This window comes from Mesorhizobium sp. M0139 (assembly GCF_040322455.1).
Classification (GTDB): Bacteria; Pseudomonadota; Alphaproteobacteria; order Rhizobiales; family Rhizobiaceae; genus Mesorhizobium.
This window is the reverse complement of the sequence record NZ_JAMYTN010000012.1, coordinates 33,818-52,662: the sequence shown is the minus strand read 5'-3', so window position 1 is coordinate 52,662 and position 18,845 is coordinate 33,818. Positions and strand designations below refer to the sequence as shown.

General features: G+C 63.4%; 18 protein-coding genes. 11 read left to right on the top strand and 7 right to left on the bottom strand.

Features of this window, described 5'->3' with window-relative positions; genetic code table 11:
- Positions 1 to 3 precede the first annotated feature (3 nt).
- Complete coding sequence (locus NKJ58_RS21080) at positions 4 to 729, top strand: ribulose-phosphate 3-epimerase (RefSeq protein WP_352853757.1); 726 nt, start codon at positions 4 to 6, stop codon at positions 727 to 729.
- Positions 729 to 1,757, top strand: coding sequence for an ROK family protein (locus NKJ58_RS21075; RefSeq protein WP_352519172.1), 1,029 nt, complete (start codon positions 729 to 731; stop codon positions 1,755 to 1,757). The genes NKJ58_RS21080 and NKJ58_RS21075 overlap by 1 nt, the downstream gene beginning before the upstream one ends.
- 77 nt (positions 1,758 to 1,834) lie before the next feature.
- Here the strand turns inward: NKJ58_RS21075 and frp are convergent, their stop codons facing one another.
- The 3 genes from frp to NKJ58_RS21060 all read right to left on the bottom strand — a co-directional run bounded on the left by frp (position 1,835) and on the right by NKJ58_RS21060 (position 3,528).
- Positions 1,835 to 2,170: a fluorescence recovery protein gene (gene frp, locus NKJ58_RS21070; RefSeq protein WP_023704781.1), complete on the bottom strand. Its 336-nt coding sequence runs from the start codon at positions 2,168 to 2,170 to the stop codon at positions 1,835 to 1,837.
- Between the two features lie 74 nt (positions 2,171 to 2,244).
- Entirely contained in the window at positions 2,245 to 2,520 is a 276-nt protein-coding gene (locus NKJ58_RS21065; RefSeq protein WP_023729215.1) for a hypothetical protein, read from the bottom strand.
- A 96-nt stretch (positions 2,521 to 2,616) separates the two neighbouring features.
- A complete protein-coding gene (locus NKJ58_RS21060) occupies positions 2,617 to 3,528 on the bottom strand; it encodes a LysR family transcriptional regulator (RefSeq protein WP_023818559.1) in 912 nt (303 codons plus the stop codon).
- Positions 3,529 to 3,630: 102 nt separating this feature from the next.
- Between NKJ58_RS21060 and NKJ58_RS21055 the strand changes: the two genes are divergently transcribed.
- From NKJ58_RS21055 to NKJ58_RS21045, 3 genes are all read left to right on the top strand, one after another.
- The gene (locus NKJ58_RS21055; protein WP_352498044.1) at positions 3,631 to 4,269 is read left to right on the top strand and encodes a DsbA family protein; all 639 of its coding nucleotides are present in this window, start codon (positions 3,631 to 3,633) and stop codon (positions 4,267 to 4,269) included.
- 52 nt (positions 4,270 to 4,321) lie between these two features.
- Positions 4,322 to 4,930 (top strand): NAD(P)-dependent oxidoreductase, encoded by a 609-nt coding sequence (locus tag NKJ58_RS21050; protein WP_023692222.1) that lies wholly within the window; start codon positions 4,322 to 4,324, stop codon positions 4,928 to 4,930.
- A gap of 165 nt (positions 4,931 to 5,095) precedes the next feature.
- Complete coding sequence (locus NKJ58_RS21045; protein WP_023753996.1) at positions 5,096 to 5,827, top strand: SDR family oxidoreductase; 732 nt, start codon at positions 5,096 to 5,098, stop codon at positions 5,825 to 5,827.
- On the opposite strand, the gene NKJ58_RS21040 is transcribed toward NKJ58_RS21045, so the two are convergent.
- Complete coding sequence (locus NKJ58_RS21040) at positions 5,778 to 6,710, bottom strand: LysR family transcriptional regulator (protein ID WP_023751826.1); 933 nt, start codon at positions 6,708 to 6,710, stop codon at positions 5,778 to 5,780. The two genes, NKJ58_RS21045 and NKJ58_RS21040, sit on opposite strands and share 50 nt — an antisense overlap.
- A gap of 264 nt (positions 6,711 to 6,974) precedes the next feature.
- Here NKJ58_RS21040 and NKJ58_RS21035 point away from each other — a divergent pair, with 264 nt between their 5' ends.
- Positions 6,975 to 7,883, top strand: a complete 909-nt coding sequence (locus tag NKJ58_RS21035) for a dihydrodipicolinate synthase family protein (protein ID WP_352519171.1) — start codon at positions 6,975 to 6,977, stop codon at positions 7,881 to 7,883.
- Positions 7,884 to 8,051: 168 nt separating this feature from the next.
- Here the strand turns inward: NKJ58_RS21035 and NKJ58_RS21030 are convergent, their stop codons facing one another.
- Positions 8,052 to 9,467 (bottom strand): trypsin-like peptidase domain-containing protein, encoded by a 1,416-nt coding sequence (locus NKJ58_RS21030; protein WP_352853754.1) that lies wholly within the window; start codon positions 9,465 to 9,467, stop codon positions 8,052 to 8,054.
- Between the two features lie 1,086 nt (positions 9,468 to 10,553).
- On the opposite strand from NKJ58_RS21030, the gene NKJ58_RS21025 reads away from it, so the two are divergent.
- From NKJ58_RS21025 to NKJ58_RS21010, 4 genes are all read left to right on the top strand, one after another.
- Positions 10,554 to 12,386, top strand: a complete 1,833-nt coding sequence (locus NKJ58_RS21025; protein WP_245263069.1) for an ABC transporter ATP-binding protein — start codon at positions 10,554 to 10,556, stop codon at positions 12,384 to 12,386.
- Positions 12,386 to 14,272 carry an ABC transporter ATP-binding protein gene (locus NKJ58_RS21020; RefSeq protein WP_023818565.1) on the top strand — a complete coding sequence of 629 codons (1,887 nt, stop codon included), beginning with the start codon at positions 12,386 to 12,388 and terminating at the stop codon, positions 14,270 to 14,272. The genes NKJ58_RS21025 and NKJ58_RS21020 overlap by 1 nt, the downstream gene beginning before the upstream one ends.
- A 361-nt stretch (positions 14,273 to 14,633) precedes the next feature.
- Complete coding sequence (locus NKJ58_RS21015; RefSeq protein WP_023667887.1) at positions 14,634 to 14,798, top strand: DUF3309 family protein; 165 nt, start codon at positions 14,634 to 14,636, stop codon at positions 14,796 to 14,798.
- A gap of 215 nt (positions 14,799 to 15,013) precedes the next feature.
- A complete protein-coding gene (locus NKJ58_RS21010; RefSeq protein ID WP_023804413.1) occupies positions 15,014 to 15,148 on the top strand; it encodes a hypothetical protein in 135 nt (44 codons plus the stop codon).
- Here the strand turns inward: NKJ58_RS21010 and NKJ58_RS21005 are convergent.
- The gene (locus NKJ58_RS21005; RefSeq protein WP_023804414.1) at positions 15,139 to 16,320 is read right to left on the bottom strand and encodes an MFS transporter; all 1,182 of its coding nucleotides are present in this window, start codon (positions 16,318 to 16,320) and stop codon (positions 15,139 to 15,141) included. The genes NKJ58_RS21010 and NKJ58_RS21005 overlap by 10 nt on opposite strands.
- A gap of 102 nt (positions 16,321 to 16,422) precedes the next feature.
- Entirely contained in the window at positions 16,423 to 16,650 is a 228-nt protein-coding gene (locus tag NKJ58_RS21000; protein ID WP_023692229.1) for a DUF1127 domain-containing protein, read from the bottom strand.
- Positions 16,651 to 16,905: 255 nt separating this feature from the next.
- On the opposite strand from NKJ58_RS21000, the gene NKJ58_RS20995 reads away from it, so the two are divergent.
- Positions 16,906 to 18,423 carry a winged helix-turn-helix domain-containing tetratricopeptide repeat protein gene (locus tag NKJ58_RS20995; RefSeq protein ID WP_031193231.1) on the top strand — a complete coding sequence of 506 codons (1,518 nt, stop codon included), beginning with the start codon at positions 16,906 to 16,908 and terminating at the stop codon, positions 18,421 to 18,423.
- Positions 18,424 to 18,845: the final 422 nt, after the last annotated feature.

The window sequence follows — 18,845 nt, the reverse complement described above, 5'->3', positions numbered from 1 at the left end:
ACGATGACGACGAACAAGCCCCTGTCCGGCCCCGCAGCAATTGCCGCCCTGCCGCGCAACCGGCTTATCGGCGAGTTTTCGCTGTGGTCGGCCGACCTCGCCAATATGGAGCGCGATTTGAAGCGCATCGAGACCCATGCCGATGTCCATCATATCGACGTCGCCGATGCCCGCTTCACCCCTGGCTTCCTGTTCTTCCCGGACCTGGTGGCGCACATCGCCAAGATCACCGCAAAGCCTATCCATGTCCATTTGATGGTCGAAGCCGAGATCGTCGAGGAACAGACGCGCCAGTTCATCGAGGCCGGCGCCGACCTGATCAGTGTGCACGCCGAAAATGGCGAGACCGGTCTGCGCGCCGTGAGACTGGCGCGTGAACTCGGGGCCGAGGCCGGCGTGGTGCTGCGGCTGGAAACACCGGTCGCGGCCGTCACGCCCTTCCTGCCGGAAGTGGCGTTCGTGACGCTGCTCGGCACTTCCATCGGCGTCAAGGGCCAAAGCCTGTCGGAGCAGGCGTGTCCGCGCCTGATCGAGGCGCGCGTGCTGATGCGCAAAGCCGGCCGCGAGGCCGACATCGTGCTCGCCGCCGATGGCGGCATCCGCCACGAGACCGTGCCCTTACTGCGCGCCGCAGGTGCGGAGACCGTGGTGCTGGGCTCGCTGGCCTTCGGCGATCCCGACCTTGCCCGGCGCATGGCCTGGCTGCACGGGCTGGAGGTCGCCGCCTGATGACCAAGCTTGCGCTGGCCTTCGATCTCGGCGGCACGGCGCTGCGCGGTGCGCTGGTCGAAAGCGATGGCCGCATCGTCGCTCATGCTTCGGCGCCGACGCTTGCCGGTGCGGGATCGGAGGCGGTGATCGGCCAGATCGTCGCTCTGGCAGGCACGCTGCTTAAGGAACACCCGCAGGCAAACGTCGCCGGCATCGGCGTCGGCGCGCCGGGGCCACTCGACCCCAAGGCGGGGATCGTCATTGCGCCGCCAACGCTGGCCGGCTGGCATGATGTGCCGCTGATCGACATTCTGGGGCGGCATTTCGGGCTGCCGGTGCGGCTGGAAAACGACGCCAATGCGGCGGCGCTCGGCGAATGGCGTTTTGGCGCCGGACGTGGCAGCGGATCGCTGGTGTTCGTGACTGTGTCCACCGGCATTGGCGGCGGCGTCGTCGCCGATGGCCACATCTATCACGGCAGGCGCGGACTGGCGGCCGAGATCGGCCACATGACCATCACCGGTGAAGGCGACCGCTGCTTTTGCGGCGCCATCGGCTGCTTCGAGGCCGTTGCCTCCGGAACCGCGCTCGGCCGCCGCGCCACGCGACTGACCGCGCCGGGCGACGGCTCGCTCTTACGACGGCTGTCAAATGACGGCGACGTCTCGGCCAGGCATGTCGTAGAGGCTGCCAAGGCCGGCGACGCCAACGCTCTCGACCTGATCGAGGCGGAAGCACAATGGCTGGGCATCGGCTTCACCAATCTCTTGCATCTCTATTCGCCCGATCTGATTGTCATGGGTGGCGGCCTTTCCAACGGGTTCGACCTTCTGGCACCGGCGATCAGAGCGGTCATCCAGCAGCGGGCGATGCCGGCCTATCGCGACGTGCCGATCGTGCAGGCTGAACTCGGCGACCGCGCCGGGCTGATCGGCGCCGCCAGCCTGATCCTGTTGGAAGGCGAACCGGGTGCGCCGCTGGCGATGGCGCAGGACGACAAGGACAGAGGCGGGACCGCCGATGCCACGGAGGCACGCCATGGCTGAACTCGAGCTGCGCGGCGCGCGCGAAGATGGTGAATGGTCCAGTTTGAATGCAGCGCCAAGGTCCCCGAAGAGGACCCCTACCCTTCGCGATTCCAGCTGGCGTATTTTCGGATCGTTTGCCGCTTGTCTTCCGACAAGCCAACAAGGAGATTCTCCTCGAGATAGCCTTGCCGGATGAGATTGGCGAAGACCTGTATTAGCTGTGAATAGCGATAGTCGAACATCTGGTCGATCTTCCGTCGCTGCTGCCGCAGAAAGTCTTCGACATCCCATATTTCGGAAGGCGTTGCCGCAACGTGGGCCCTGCTCTTGAGTTCAGCCAACGTCTTGTCGAGCGCCACCTTCAGCGCTGCGTCATAGGCAGTGCGGGCGACTTTCTTTTCGGACGGAGACCATTTCTCACCAGCGGTCATCGACTGTCTCTATCGTGTTCGCGGCGGCCGTCATCCGGTAACCCTGGGACGCAGGACCCCGCCTTTGGGACAATCTACTTTCCGCAATGGTGATCGTTGACCTTGTTCAGCGCATTCGCGTCCGGCCCGACCCGGTCGTAAGAGCACGGGCCGGCCGCCGTGGTGATCAGCATTTTGTCATAGTAGCGCGGGCCGCCGAACAGGGCGTAGATGAGGTCGCGATGGGCGGGGACGTAGCGTTCGGGTTCTGGCTGACGATGGCGATGCTTGTCTTTGGCGACAGCCGCTGTGGACAGGCTGCAGCCGACAGCGAGAGCGAGCATGCAGGTCGCAAAGATCTTGGTGGTCATCGGCAGTACCCCTTCTGACGGTTCGGAATCGCAGCATATCCAAAAGCGCCTGCCGAACAAAGGTTCCCTCGCCGGCATTGCCGGCCGGTGCCGAGATCAGCCCGCACTGCGCGCGCGCCGCCGTTCGGCTGCAACCAGGAGGTCGACGAAAGCGCGCACCTTGGCCGGCCTGAAGCGCGCCGGCGGGAAGACGGCATGGATGCCACCGGACGGCAAGGTCCAGTCCGCGAACACCCGCACCAGCCGGCCGCGCGCAATGTCGTCGGCGACACTGTAATCCGGAAAGATGCCGAGGCCGATGCCGGCCAGCACGCAGGACAGCACGCCTGGTGTCTTGTCGCAGCTGACGACGGGGTTGAGTTCGGCCAGCACCGTTTCCGTGCCCCTCGAGAACAGCCATTGGCCGACCCCGCGCAACTGGGCGTTGCCGACCCAGGGCAGCGACTTCGCCTGCCTGGGGCTGGCTTCCCCAGGCAGCCTGGCGGCCAGTTCCGGGCTGGCGACGACGAATTGCTGCAGGCTGCCCAGCCGCCGTGCCAGATTGCTGGAATCGGCAAGCCAGCCGACGCGGATGCCGAGATCGATCTGCTCGTCGACCAGGTTGCTGACCGCATCGTCGAAGATCGTCTCGACCCGCATTTTCGGATATTTTCTGAGATAGGCGGCGATGGTCGGCGCCACGACCTTCTCGCCATAGTCGAGCGGCGCCGTCAGCCGCAGCGTCCCCGTCGGCTGCGCCGCGCGCTGCGAAATGTCGCCATAGGCTGCCTCCGCCTCGCGCAGGATGATCGCGGTCCGGTCATAGAACAGACGACCCTCTTCGGTCGCCGTCACGCGCCGGGTCGTGCGCCGCAACAGCGTAGCGCCAAGCTCTTCTTCGAGCTTGCCGACCTGATGGCTGACCACAGCCTTGGCAACATCGAGACGGTCGGCAGCGGCCGTGAACGAGCCGGTCTCCACCACGGTGGCGAAGTAAACGAGCCGGTTGAGATTGAGGAGTTCGGTCACAGGCCGCTCATTGTCTGATTTTATCAGACAGTTTGTATGATTGATCGCTATTTTTCGCAAGCGGTCCAGCTGTCATCTATCGGGCAACAGAATGAGGCCGCCATGACCAATGCAACCCTAACCTATCTTTTCGACCCGCTCTGCGGCTGGTGCTATGGCGCCACGCCGATGCTGGATCGACTGGCCGCCGGCGGGACCGCGCTCCAACTGCTGCCGGTGGGGCTTTTCTCCGGTGCCGGCGCGCGGCCGCTGGATGCAGGTTTTGCCGCCCACGCCTGGGACAATGACCAGCGCATCGCGCGGCTGAGCGGACAGCGCTTCAGCCAGGCCTATCTCGACAATGTGCTCAATGTCAGCGGCACCTTGCTCGATTCTTCCGCTGCCACCATGGGCATCAACGCCGCCGGGCTGGACGACTGGCGCCAGGAACTTGCGGCACTGAAGGCGATCCAGCATGCCCGCTATGTCGACGGTCGCGATATTGTGACGGTTGACGGCGTCGCCTCGGTACTGACCGACGCCGGCATGAGCGACGCGGCAAAGCTTTTGAAAGCGCCGACGCAGCCGTTTCTGGCGAAGCATGACGACCTGGTCAGCCGCGGGCGGATGTTGTTCCAGCGGCTGCATGTCAATGGCGTTCCCGCGCTCGCGGTGATCGGCCAAACGGCGCCGCGCCTGATCGGCGCCAACGCGCTGTTCGGCAGCTACGACAATCTCGTCGCTCACATCGAGGCGGCGTAGGCCCAGAAATTCTCCCCAGACGAAATTCTCCCCAGACGAAAGGAAAATCCCCATGAAAATCGCACTTATCGGCGCGTCCGGCCAGGTCGGCTCGCGCCTGCTTAAGGAACTCTCCGATCGCGGTCACAGCGTCACCGCCATTGCCCGGCATCCAGACAAGATCGCGGCACTTCCGGGCGTGACTGCCAAGAAGGGCGACGTCTTCGACAAGGATGGCCTTGCCGCCCTGATCAAGGGGCATGACGCGGTGATCTCCTCGGTTCATTTCCTCGACAGCGATCCCGATACGCTTATCGCAGCCGTGCGTGCTTCCGGCGTCAAACGCTACCTCGTCGTCGGCGGCGCCGGCAGCCTTGAGGTTGCGCCCGGCAAGCGCCTGGTCGACACGCCGACCTTCCCTGATATCTACAAGGCCGAGGCGCAGAAGGGCGCCGACTTCCTCGACACGCTACGGACGGTCGACGATCTCGACTGGACCTTGCTGTCGCCTTCGGCGCTGTTCGTCGCCGGCGAGCGGACCGGCAAATACCGCATCGGCAAGGACACGCTGCTGACGTCCGACAAGGGCAGCAGCATTTCCTTCGAGGACTACGCCATCGTCATGGCCGACGAGATCGAAAAGCCGGCGCATATCAAGCAGCGCTTTACGGTCGGCTATTGAGCGCACTTCTATTGACAGGTGGGCCACTCGACGGAGTGGCCCGCGTCGGTTCCTATCGACGATAGTGCCATCGGAGTCTCCGATGGCACTATCGCTTTCTTCCGTTTCCACTCCTGCCGCCGGTCTGCGACTCTCGCCGGAGCGGTTCAGGACAGGAACGGAAACATGGCAGACATCGCAAAATCGAAAATCGCTATCATTGGCGGCAGCTCCGGAATGGGGCTGGCGTTGGCAAGGCGGTGCCTGGACTCAGGCGCCGAAGTCATCATAGTCAGCCGCAGTGAAGCCAGGCTCAAGCGTGCCGGCGAGGCGCTGCAGAACCCTTCCGCTTTGAGCGCCGTCGCGGCCGATATCGCCAGGGAGGATCAGGTCGCTGACCTGTTCAAGCGAATTGGCCGGCTCGACCATATCGTCAGCACCGCCGCCGATATCGAAGGCGCCTATGAGCTATTGCCTTCAGTCGACCTGAAGGCGGCGCAGCGGGTCGTCGAAAGCAAATTCTACGGGCCGCTGCTGCTCGCCAAGCATGGCGCGCCGCAGCTTTCGGCCAACGGCTCCATCACCTTCACCTCAGGCATCGCCGCCTACCGGCCGGCGGCGCGCGGCTCGGTCGTTGCCGCTGTCAACGCTGCGCTGGAAGGGTTGGTGCGGGCGCTGGCGGTCGAGCTGGCGCCGGTCCGTGTCAACGCCGTCTCGCCGGGCTGGGTCGACACGCCGATCTGGAGTTTTGTGGCCGGCGACAAGAAGGACGAGACGCTCGATGCAATGGCCAGGCGCCTGCCGGTCGGCCGCGTCGGACAGCCGGACGACATTGCCGATGCCATCGCCTTTCTGATGGGCAACGGTTTTACGACAGGGACGGTTCTGCATGTCGAGGGCGGTCATCGGCTGATCTGAGCGCAGCGAAATTCCTGGCCGCGGCCGCCAGCAGCAGTTTCAGCGCCGGCGGCTGAACCCGCCGGCGGCGCCAGACCATGACCAGCGACGCCGTGCGGGCCGACCCCGGCCACGGCAATTCGACGATCTCGCCGCGATCGAGCGCGTCGGCAACGGCCAGCCGCGGCACCAGGCCCATGCCGACACCAGTCGCCACCAGGCCCGCAATGGCGCCGATGCTGCCGACTTCGGCGGCAAGTTCTGGCGCTGCAATCTCGGCAAAGGCAGTGTCGAACAGATGCCGGTAGACGCATCCGGTTTCCGTCACCACGAAACGCATCGCGGCGAGCGCGGCTAGGTCGTTCTGTCGCGATGCGGCCGCATGCTCAGCTGATGCGACAAGGACCAGCGGCTCGGCCGATATCGTGCGCCTGGCCAGGCGTTCATCCAGACCGCCCTTGTCGAAACAGAAGGCGACGTCGATCTCGCCTTCTTCGAGCTGCCGCAGCAGGGCATCGCTGCCGGCGATTTTGAGCCGCAGACCGATCTCCGGGTGGTCGCCTTGAAAGGCCGCCAGCCATTGCGGAAGTTTGACAGTGGCAATCGTCTCCAGCGCGCCGACCGTAACCGTTCCGGCGGTCATTCCCGTCGTTGCCTCGACCGCAATACGCGCCTCCTCCGCCAGTTGCAGAATCTCTTCCGCATAAGGTTTCAGCGCGTCGCCGGCCGTCGTCAGGTCGAGGCCGTGGCGCGAGCGGATGAAGAGGACGACGCCAAGTTCGCTTTCCAGCGACTGGATCTGGTCGCTGACGCTCGACTGCGCCAGATGAACCTCCCGCGCTGCACGGGTGATATTACGGTGCCGCGCCACGGCGAGGAAGGTCTTGAGCAATCGTGGGTGCATGCCGTTTCCGGATCTGTCTCTGTTCGACATTTCGGGCTTGGCTGGTCCACTTGCAACCCTGGTCCATTTGCAACCCCGGTCCATTTGCAACCCATTGACGCCGGCGTCATCAGGTTGCGGCAGACCGAAGGGCCAGAATTTCGCGGCAATGACCCGCAAGTTTTCCCACGGCCGGCGCGGTGGCCCAAGAGATCGCCTCTGGCAGATCGCATCGTACGTATGCTCTATGCCAAGCTGATTTCCAGCACCGATGGAAGGACCGACATGACCCGCCCGCAAGGAACCATCGCCCCGATCCTGACACCGTTCGAAAATGACGGCCGGATTGCTCGTGACTTGTGGATCTCACACGCCAAATGGGTGCTGGGCCAGGGCGCGCATTTCCTGTCGCCGTTCGGCACCACGGGCGAGGCACTGTCGCTCTCGCTCAATGAGCGCATGCAGGCGCTGGAATGGCTGATCGAGGCCGGCATTTCGCCGGCGCGCATGATGCCCGGCACCGGCGTCACCGCACTCCCCGAAACCGTCGAACTTTCGAAGCACGCGGTCGGCCTCGGCTGCGCCGGCGTGATGGTGCTGCCATCATTCTTCTACACGGCCGCCGGGGATGAAGGCCAGGCGCGCTACTACAGCGAGCTGATCGAACGGGTGGCCAACCCGGCGCTGAAGATGATTCTCTACCACATCCCGCAGAACTCCGGCGTGCCGGTAAGCCCTGCCCTGACCGCCCGGTTGAGCGCGGCGTTTCCAGAGACGGTCGTCGCCTACAAGGATAGCGCCGGCGACTGGAACAACACGGCGGCGGTGATTGCCGCCGCACCCGACGTCGCGGTGTTCCCCAGCTCGGAGGCGCAACTGACCAAGGGGCTCGCCAGTGGTGCTGCGGGCTGTATCTCCGCGACCGTCAATCTCAACGCTGCGGCCATCCGCGCCCTCTACGACGCGACGATCGCTGGCCAAGACGTCACGGAAGCGGACGCCGCGATCAGGGCGTTCCGCAAGGTGATCCAGGATGCAGGCCTGATCCCGGCAACGAAGGCCGTGCTGGCGGTGCGCTCCGGCGACAAACGCTGGCTGAACCTGCGCGCCCCGCACCAGAATGCAACGCTGGAAAGCGGCAAGGCGCTGCTCACGGCGCTCGGTCCCGCAGCCGATCATATTGGCCGCAACTGAGGCTCAGCACAGCGTCGAACCGCCACCGAGCGCCACGACAGCCAACGTCCGTCCCGATTTCGTGGAGTAACGTGCCGAGTGAAGCCCGGATTGTCTCCTCACAATGGAGCCGCTTTGTTCTACACAAACCGAGGCAGGATTCGCGCAACGGCATGACAACCGGATCGCTTATCCCAGGCCAGCTTTGAAAGCCCGGCAGATCGATCCCATGGAGATGCCTTCATTGGCAGAATAAACCCCCGCCTTGCCGTCTAGCGGCGATGCGTTCTCGACATATTTGTGATGGATGCCCACGACTTTCCAATTGCGATTGAACACCGGGCTGCCTGAGCTGCCATTGTCGGTCGGCGATCGATAGTGCATGCGCTGCGGCTTTGCTTCCGCCAGAGGCTCGAACGCCACAAGCCGGCCGTCGAGGAACGAAAAAGAAATTTCCTGCCCCAACGGATGGCCAATAACGACCGCGGTTGGATCGGGCGGCATCACCAACGGCAAATCCACCACTTCCAAAGGATCGATGTCGGATACGTCGTTGTTGAGCTTCAACACGCTGCAATCGTGAGTTCCTACGGAAAGACACTTCACAATCTTCGCCACCGTGTAAACCTTGTTGCCGGGCTGAAGCTGGAACGTGACCTGAACATCTCCCGGCAATGCGGCCCCGCTCTGCGATGGATCGCTGACCACGTGAGCGTTGGTTATCACGACCTGCCCGATTGCGGGGTCGAGCCCAATGTCGGCCGCGGAGACGAGGAAGCCCGTGCCAAGGGGGGCAAAGCCGGAACGAATCATCGCGATCGATTCAGCCGACTTCATCGCAAATCGTAGCGCCACGAGTGAGACCGGGGGCGTTGTGCCGATCAGGGCCTGAAGCTGGTCGGCATTGCCTTTCGTCAAATGGAAGCCTCCCCCCATCTCCACGAGAGCGTCCAGAACGAGGCCTCCGATTATGGCGCCTTCCTCGATCTCGCCAATGCGCCATATTTGCGAAAGCTGCCGATGCGCGCTGGCAAGGGTAAAATTGTCGGTGCGCTCGGACCCGATCGCCTTTTGATACCAATCACGCGCCCCTGCATAGTCCTGAAGCGCTACGCACATCTCGCCTGCCGCTGTGGGGATCCACGGGTCATCGTTGCCGTCGCCGCGGTAGTCAGCTGCCATGCGTTTCAGAATATCTTTGGCAAGCTCGGTCTTCGAGCCGAAATCATGGGGCAGCTCGTGGCTTTCAGCGAGATGTGCCACGGCAACGATCTGCGTCCCGTGCCATGCCAGCATTCCGACATCGTCGGGATTGGTTTCCAATCCTTTCGAGTAGCACTCGTAGGAGCTCTTTAATGCTCTCTTTGCTACATCGAGGCGCTTTTGTCCTATCGCCTCATAGGCAATGTCCTTCCATGCCCTCCCGCGTATGCCGTGAATCTCCGACGCTTCCTTGGCGAACTCCTCGGCCGAGGCCTCCAAAGCAAGATTTCCCAGAATGCCGATTGCGGCCACCTGATTGCCGCGGTCGACCAGGGCTTGCGCATAGATGGTCCAGATACGCGGCGTGCAGTAACCGGCCTTGATGAACGTCTCACCCAGCATCTGTATCTGGTCGTCCTGCGGTTGCGCCGAAGTTCTTTCATCAGCGCCGCGCCAAGCGCCCCCGCGCTGTCCGAAGGCTCCGGCAGGGCCATCCCCAGCCGCTCGCAGAGTTCTCGCAGTTCCCTCAGATCATACCTGCGATTGGCCGAAATTGCCTGTTCGATGAGTTCCTTGTAGTCGTCCATTGTCTTGTTCCCCGTCCCTACGGCTCTCTTGCCTGTGTCATTCGGTCCGCCGCCGGCCCGTCAGCCGCAATGAAATCATAGGGGCTGCGAGATATCCCTCGATCTGAAGCAGCGCAGTACGTCTCCTGCCGGCACTGCGCTTGCTCGCAGCTGGTTCGCGGCAACACGGCTTCCGGAGAAATCGTCCCGGGTTAAGTTGAGGGGTATGTCATGGACCATATCCTTGCCTCCATTCTGGTGGGTAGTCGCTACATACGGGAGATCCACTTGCGCCAGGGCCCGAAGCATAGGTGTACCAAAGTCGGCTACCTATAGTGGATATTTTCTTTCTACCGCAGGCAGCACCGCCTGGCAGCGATTGGCCGCCTCGTGCAGTGCGCGCTACCAGCGCTGGCCGGCGACAATGCCGCGCTCCGGGTCCAGATCGAGAAAATAGCCGTCCCAGCCATTGGAAATCAGCCAGTCGCGTATGGCACGCGCCTCGGCATTGTTGCGGCTCGAATGGCTGAAAAAATGCGTGACACGTTATCGCCCCTCAGCGACAATAAATTCTGACATCACATCGTCATGCGGGGAAAGTTTATAGAGAAGAAATAGGAAAGAAACAGAAACAAATAGACGGATAGCCAGCAACTGACAGAGATTGGCCTCGTAAAGCATGCAGGAGCCAACGCGCGATCAGATGGTGACCGCATGGCCGTCCCACAGGCAATCCGGCTGGGCCCGAGCAGAATGTTCACGCTTCCAGGCACAGTGCGATGCCGCCATTGGCCCTTGAACGGTCAAAATCGAGGCGTACCATCGCGGTATCTGAAACTGAGTCTGTTTTCATTCGTCTGGGCTAATGTCCGGATCGGATTGGGTATTTTCCTTGGCAATGGATGCAACCCGCGGCGCAGCGATGCGCGGCAAATCGTTTGCCCATGTGGCGGAGGCGTCCTGGGGCAAGGGCCTCAGCACGCTGCTGCGCATCCTGCGCATGACGTTGCGCCATCCCTGGCAGGTTGCGATCACCATCGCCTCGACCTTCATCGCCGCGACGCTGCAGCTGTTCATCCCGCGCCTGCTGGGCCACGCCATCGACCAGGCGCAAGGCGTGATGGCTGGAGGCGGCGGCGCGGCGGCTGAGCAGGCGCTGTGGACGACGGCGATCACCTTGCTCGTCGTCAGCATTCTGCGCGGCCTCTTCACCATGGCGCAGAATTATTATGGCGAGGCCGTTGGCCACCGCACCGGCTATGAGCTGCGCCTGGCCTTCTACGAGAAGATCCAGCGGCTGAGCTTCTCCTTCCATGACCGGGTGCATACCGGCGACCTGATTACGCTTGGCCTGCTCGACCTCGACGGCGTGCGCATGTTCTTTTCCACCGGCATATTGCGCGTGGTGCTGCTCGGCGTGCTGATCGGCGTCGGCTCCTATCTCCTGATCAGCACCGATCTCGAGCTCGGGCTGCTCAGTCTGAGTTTCGTGCCGTTCGTCGCCTGGCGCTCCTCGGTCACACAGCTCAGGCTGCGCAGCACCTGGCTGACGCTGCAGGAGCGGCTGTCAGTGCTGAGCCGGGTGATGGACGAGAACCTCGGCGGAATCCGCGTCGTGCGCGCCTTTGCGGCGCAGCGGCATGAGCTGGAAAAATTCGACCGCGCCAAGAAGTCGGCGCTGGAGCTTGCCGACCAGCGCGTCGACATCCGCGTCTCTAACACCAGCGCCATGAATTTTTCCTTCCTGGCGGCCATGGGCCTGGTGCTGTGGTTCGGTGGCCAGAAGGTGATCGCGGGCCAGATCAGCGTCGGCACGCTGGCGCAGTTCCTCACCTTCATGACCATCCTGCAGATGCCGGTGCGCCAGCTCGGGCTGATGGTCAACTCGTTCGCCCGCGCCTCGACCTGCGGCACAAGGCTGTTCGAACTGCTTGACGCCGAACTTGACATCGAGGATGCGCCTGATGCCAAGGATCTCGTGGTCACCGAAGGCTTGCTGCGCTTCGACAATGTCGGCTTCCGCTACGCGGGCGCCGGCGGCCGGCCGGCACTGTCGGGCATTTCCTTCGAGGCCCGGTCCGGCGAGACCGTCGGCATTGTCGGCCCGCCGGGCAGCGGCAAGTCGACCATCGCGCATCTGATCCCGCGCTTCTACGATGTGACGTCAGGCGCGATCACCATCGACGGGCAGGATATACGCGAGGTCACGCTGCAATCGTTGCGCAAGGCGGTCGGCGTCGTGCAGCAGGACGCCTTCCTGTTCACCACCTCGATCGAAAACAACATCGCCTATGGAAATCCGTGGGCGCGCGAGACCCGCATCGGGCAGGCGGCTGAATACGCCCAGTTGCACAATTACATCATCGGGCTTCCGGCCGGCTACACCACGGTCGTGGGCGAGCGCGGCTCATCGCTTTCCGGCGGCCAGCGGCAGCGCCTGACCATCGCCCGCACCCTGATGCTGCGGCCTTCGGTGCTGGTCTTCGACGATTCCACCGCGGCTGTCGACGCCGGCACCGAGCAGCGAATCCGCACCGCGATGAAGCGCTTCGCCAAGGACCGCGTGACGCTGATCATCTCGCACCGGCTGAGCTCGCTGATGCATGCCGACCAGATCCTGTTCGTCGAGAATGGCCGCATCGCCGAGCGCGGCATGCACCAGGAATTGCTGGCGCTGGGTGGACGCTACCGCGCGCTTTACGACCTGCAGCTGCGGCCGGACGACGATTTGCCGGTGGCGGTGGGAGCCGCATGATGTCGACACAGAACGACGACCAGAAGGAAGACACCAGCCGGCGGCCCACCAGGGCCGTCGTCGGTTCGCACCGCGACGAGGAAGAGGTCTTCGGCAAGGTCTACGATCCGCGTATCGTGCGCCGCATCTGGAGCTTCGTGAAACCGTATCAGGGCCGGATCTTCATCTCGGTTGCCGCCGTGCTGGTGTTCACGCTGACGCAATTGGCGATCCCGCTGGTCATCCGTTACGCCATCGACCACGGCATGGCCGCTGGCAAGGCCGACAGCTCCGTCATGAACTGGGCGATCGGCGCCTTCGCTCTGATCATCCTGATCAACTATGGCGCCAGCTATGTCCAGGAAAGTGTCGTCGGCAAGGTGGCCGAGAATGTGCTGTCGGATTTGCGCCGCGCCATGTTCAGCCATCTGCAGCGCGTCTCGCTGAGCTTCATGGACAAGACCGAAGTGGGACGGCTGATGTCGCGCCTGCAGGGCGACGTCAATTCCATGCAGGAATTCCTCGAGACGTCGGTCATGTCGGTGGGCGACATCGTGCTGCTGTTCGGCATCGTGAGCGTTCTGTTGTGGCTCGATTTCCGGCTCGGTCTGCTGACGCTGTCGACCATGCCGGCGCTGTTCATCGTGCGCCTGTTCTGGCTGCCGCGCGCCAAGGTCGCCTTCATGGCCGCGCATGAGACCAACTCGATCGCCAATGGCGCGCTGGCGGAAGGCATCCATGGCGTGCGCACTGTGCAGAGTCTCGAACGCCAGCACGTCAATTTCGACCTCTATGACGAGAAGGTGCTGGCCAATCTCAGGGCTCACCTGACCTCGGCCAAATATGCGCAGGTGATGGTGCCGATCGTCGACACGCTGACCGGCATTGCGATGGCGACGGTCATCGTCGTCGGCGGTTCGATGGTGCTGTCGCACAGCCTCGACATCGGCGTCATGGTGGCGTTCCTGTTCTACATCCAGCGCTTCTTCGACCCGATCCGCTCGCTCACCATGCAGTACAGTGTCATGCAGCGCGCCATGGCGTCGGGCCAACGCATCTCCGAAGTGCTGGACGTGCCGGTCGACGTTAGCGACAAACAAGGCGCGGTGGCGCTGACGCGCGACATGGACGGTTCGGTCGAGTTCAGGAACGTCACCTTCGGCTACCGGCAGAACCAGCCGGTGCTGAAAAACATCTCCTTCCGCGTCAATCCGGGCGAGACGGTTGCGCTTGTCGGCCCGACCGGTTCGGGCAAGTCGAGCTGCATGGCGCTGGTGCACCGCTTCTATGATGTCTGGTCGGGCGAGGTGCGGGTCGGCGGCCACGACGTGCGCGACGTGACGCAGGATTCGCTCGGCGACCAGGTGGCGATGGTGTTGCAGGAGCCATTCCTGTTTTCCGGCACGGTGCTGGAGAACATCCGCTACCACAAGACATCGGCTACCCGCGAAGAGGTTGTGCGCGCCGCGCAGGCCGTCGGCGCGCACGACTTCATCGAGCATTTGCCCGATGGCTACGACACCGAGCTCGAACAGCGCGGCGGCAATCTGTCCCTCGGCCAGCGCCAGCTGATCAGTTTCGCCCGGGCGCTGGTCGCCGACGCCAAGATCCTGGTGCTCGACGAGGCCACGGCGAGCATCGATTCCTACACCGAGATGCTGATCCAGAAAGCGCTGGTCACGCTGCTGGAAGGCCGCACCGGGCTGGTCATCGCGCACCGGCTGGCGACCATACGCGGCGCCGATCGCATCATCGTTCTACAGAACGGCGAGATCGTCGAGAGCGGAAATCACGAGCAGCTGATGGCGGCCAAGGGCCTCTATGCCAGGCTCTACAACATGAACTACGCATCGTTCGACGATATTGCCGAGGAAGACATAGGCGCGCCGGCCGGCAAGGCGACGTGAGCTGCTGCCGGTTCAGCTCGACTGGGAATGGTGCGGGGCCAAAACTCGTCGTCGACCAATTCGGCTTCAGATGACGACACGTTTCAGCTCGCCTTCCAGCGTAAGCCCGGCGTCAAGCCTGCCGCGCGTTCAGGTGGAGGAGCGGCCGGCCGCCTAAAGGGCAATCCCGCGTAAATTCTGAATTCTACGCGCCGCCTGGCGCGATGCACGCGCAGCTTGCGCCTGAACCTCAGCAAACGCCGTCATGATGGCTTTCGTTCCTTAGCCGTCGGATGAAAATCGCCGGGGAACAGGAAGGCTTGCTGGGAGTTTAGTTCTTCGAGCCGCGCCGTGAACGGCGCGGCAGCGAAGGAGACGGCATATGGGCCTGGGTACCATTCTTATTATCATCCTGATCATCGCGTTGCTCGGCGGCTTCAGCGGCCTCGGCGGCGGCCCCTTCTACGGCACTGGTTACTATGGCGGCGGTGGCCTCGGGCTGGTGCTGATCATCGTGATCATTCTGGTTGTTCTCGGGCGAATATAGCGTCGCCATTGGCGGCCGCCGAGTTCTACGGCGGCCGCGTTTTCGCCTGACATCGAGGTTTGAAGACATGGCAGCTGAAGACATTGCTGGTCCGGAAACACTGGGCCGGCCTCGGCGCGAGCGAGAGCGAACGCGACGAGCTGGGATATCCTAATGGTGGCACGATCCGAAGGCGGCGGGCGTAAGCTGCAGACCCCGACACCCGCCTGGCGGCCGTGGCGTTCATCGAGGCGGATCGGACGCTTCGAGGAACCCAGGACGGCGACGAGGCGGGTTCGGCCTTTCTCGCTCTTGTCGACAAGGGCAGCATCGGCCTGAAGGCCGCAATGGCAGGCACGCCTTACGCCTGAACGCGGTCAACCCGCCGTAACTCCGCCAGCAGAAACACCACCAGCACGCAGCACAGCAGGCCAAGCGACGATGGCAGTCCCTGATGTCCGGTCAGTTGCATCGCCAGCCCGGCCACGGGTGAGCCGACGATGCCGCCTACCCCCCATACGAACGCGAAGGCGGCATTGCCGGCGATCAAGGCTTGACCGGTGAAACGCTCGCCGAGCTGGATCAGCGACAGCGTGTAGATCCCGAACGAGACCCCGCCCCAGACGAAGAAGAGCGGCCAGATAAGCCACGTAGCGAAGAGCAACGGCAACAGCAGGCAACCGGCCAGGCAAGCCAGGACACAGAACAGCATCATCGGCTTCGAGCCAAACCGTTCGGCGGCGCGCCCAAGCACGACCTGCAGCACGGCATTGCCGGCGATGAAACAGGTGATGAGCGAAGCGATGCGCTGCTCAGTGCTGCCGAGCGCGGCACCATAGACCGCGAACAGCGAAAGCAGGACTTGCTCGAAGGCGGCAGCCGTGAAGACTGCGAACAAGAGCAGCGGCGCCAGCGCGAAGAAGCCGCCGACCGACACCGCTTCGCCCTCACGCGGCATGTCGGGCAGGCGCGGCGCGACGGCAAGCACGATCAGGCCGCAGACAAGGAAGGCCGCGCTGCCGATGATGAAGGGTGGCCATCCTTGCGTGCCGACCAAGCCTAGCGACAGCGGGCCGAGGCCAAAGCCGGCGGAAACGATGGAGGAGTATAGGCCCATGATGCGGCCTCGGCGTGCGGCGGGTGTGATCGAGACCAGCCAGGTTTCACTGATCACGTAAAGCGGATTGGCAAAGAAGCCGAGCAGGAAGCGCAACGGCATCCAGGCCCATACATCCTGCGTCCAGGCAATCGCGATCAGGACGGTTGCTGCCAGGATCGAACACACAACCGCAAAGCGCGCCGCGCCCACCCGCCGGACCAGCGCCGGCGTGAAGAGCGACGATATAATGAAACCCAGAGGCGTCATCGCGGCCGAGAGGCCGATAAGGCCCGGTGTCGTCCCTTGCCGTTCCAGGATGAAGCTGAGCAGCGGATACGTCAGCCCCTGTGCTATGGCGAACACCGTAACTGTCGCGATGATGCCGGCCATCGCGGCCCATGCGATGTGGTTCTCCGGCGGTGACGTCGCGTCTTCGGCGCTCATGCCGACTTCGAAGCAGGATCGGCACGTTCCGGCAAGGGCAAATGCCGGCAAAGTGCCGCGGCACGCCCAAACAGGCGGTCGGGTGTTATCCGCGACATCAGCTCACACTTGCCAGAAGCGTTTGACGATTTCGGCCTCGACCTGGCGTCTGGTCAGACCGATATCGTCGATCAGGTGCGGATTGGCCTCCGCCATCTGCTTGAGGTCCCAGCGAAAGCGTATCCGCTCGCGCCAGGCCGCGATCATGCCCCGCGGGCCTGTCGGACGCCGGCCCGATGACACCGCCTTTTCCGGCAAGGCTGCACGAGCAGAAGCAAGGGTATCGTTCATGGCAACCTCCATTCGGTTTGAGGGGCGACAGCCCTCTGCTTGAAAGAGGTTGAATTCTGCCGCATGCGGACGGCGCCGTAATTAAGCCCGGCCAAATAGTTCTCAAAAGTTCCAAACCGGCTAGAGCACCTCGCCGTTTCATGGAAACGGCGAGGTGCTCAACTCTTTGTTTTGACGCCATACGTCCGTGAAGCGCTCCGCCGCGCTTTCCCGTGGGAAAACCGCCTTCACACCTTTCCTGGAATTGCTCTATAGATGCGCGTTATGCAGGGATCGCGCTTTGCCTTTGGTCCGTTCGTGCTTGATCCGGGTGCGGGAACGCTCCTTCGGGACCAAGTTCCCGTCGCCGCCGGCCACCGCGGACTGCAGCTGCTGGCGGCGCTCGTCGCCCGGCCCGGCGAGATCGTGGCCAAGGCCGAGTTGATGGATGCGGCATGGCCAGGCACCGCCGTTGAGGAAGGCAACCTCACCGTCCAGATTGCGCAATTGCGCAAGCTGCTGGGTCCGGCCACGAACGGCGGAGAATGGATATCGACCGTTCCGCGCGTCGGCTATCGCTTCGCCGGCGCCATCGAACAGCTCGGCGACGAGAAGCGACAGGCTTTGCCGCTGCCCGCCAAACCGTCGATAGCCGTGCTGCCCTTTGCCAATTTCAGCAACGACCCCGAGCAGGAAGCCTTCGCCGACGGGTTGACCGAAGACCTGATCACCGACCTGTCGAGGATCGGCGGCCTATTCGTCATCGCGCGCAACTCGACCTTTGCCTACAAGGGCAAGGCGGTGGATGTGCGCGAGGTCGCCAGGGAACTTGGCGTGCGCTATCTCTTGGAGGGCAGCGCCAGACGCGCCGCCGGGCGCGTGCGCATCAACGCCCAGCTGGTCGACGCGCTGAGCGGCGAGCATTTGTGGGCAGACCGCTTCGATCGCGGCCTGGAAGATATTTTTGCCGTTCAGGACGAGGTGACGGCCAAGATCGTCGAGGCGCTGCTGGGCCGGCTGCGCGCGCCGCTGCCGCGCAACCGGCCCCGAAATCTCGAGGCCTATGATCTGTGCGTGCGAGCCCGCAACCTGATCGACGTCTCGCCGGAGACGGCGCGCGAAGCGCATCTGTTGCTGACGCGCGCGCTTGCGCTCGATCCGGACTATGCCGAAGCCTATCGCTGGCTTGCCATGAACCACTGGATGGGATGGGTGCATTGGGGAGAGCCCATTGAGCCTGCCCGCGGCCTTGCCCTGGAACTGGCGCGCAAGGCTGTGGCGATCGATCCCAACGATGCCGGCTGCCACTGGGTGCTTGCCAACCTGCTTGCCTATGAGCGCAGATTCGACGAGGCGGATGTGGGATTTGCCAAGGCGTTCGAACTCGACCCGAACGAGGCCGATGCCTGGGCGACATTGTCCGACATCGCGATCCTGGCCGGGCGCGTCGAGGACGGCCTCGACTATATCAGCAAGGCGTTCCGGCTGAACCCGTTTCCGGCAAGCTGGTACTACCTGACGCTCGGCCAGGCGCAATATGCGGCGCGCGACTATGAAGCCGCGGTCGAGACGACGCGCCGGGACGAGACGTATCGGACAAGCTCGCGCCGTTTCCTTGCGGCAAGCCTTGCGCAACTCGGCCGGATCGACGAGGCGCGCGCCGAGGTCGACTTGTTCCTTGTCGCGAACCCACATTTCACCACCCGCCACTGGGTCGAGACGGAGCCGTTCCGCGACACTGCCACGCTCGACCATTTCGTCGATGGCTTCCGAAAGGCCGGCCTTCCGGAGTGACGGACCGGCGTGCTCGATCGATGCCAGGCACCGTCGGTTGCGGATCAATCCTGCCAATGTTTGCACGTCGCGAGGCCGCTCGACCGATCTTGCTTCCGCGAGCAGCCATCCAACAGCGATTGCAGCGAAGCGGCGCGCGAAACCTCTGTCACGGTGAAGCCGGCTGGAACGGCCACGATCGATCCGGCCACGGGTGAGCGCTGGGTGGCGGCTGGCGACTGCCTGTTGCGCTCTCGTCTGCAATGCCGGCATCACGGTCGCCGTGGGCAATGATCGGCTTGCCTCATTGAGCTTTTAGCGACGCGCTCCGACAACTCGCGATGATTTTTCTAGATGCCATTTGTCGAAGCACGATCTTTTCCGAAAGCCGGTTCCCACTTTTCGGGATCATGCTCTAGCGGCTGTCTGTTTCTTGTTGCTCG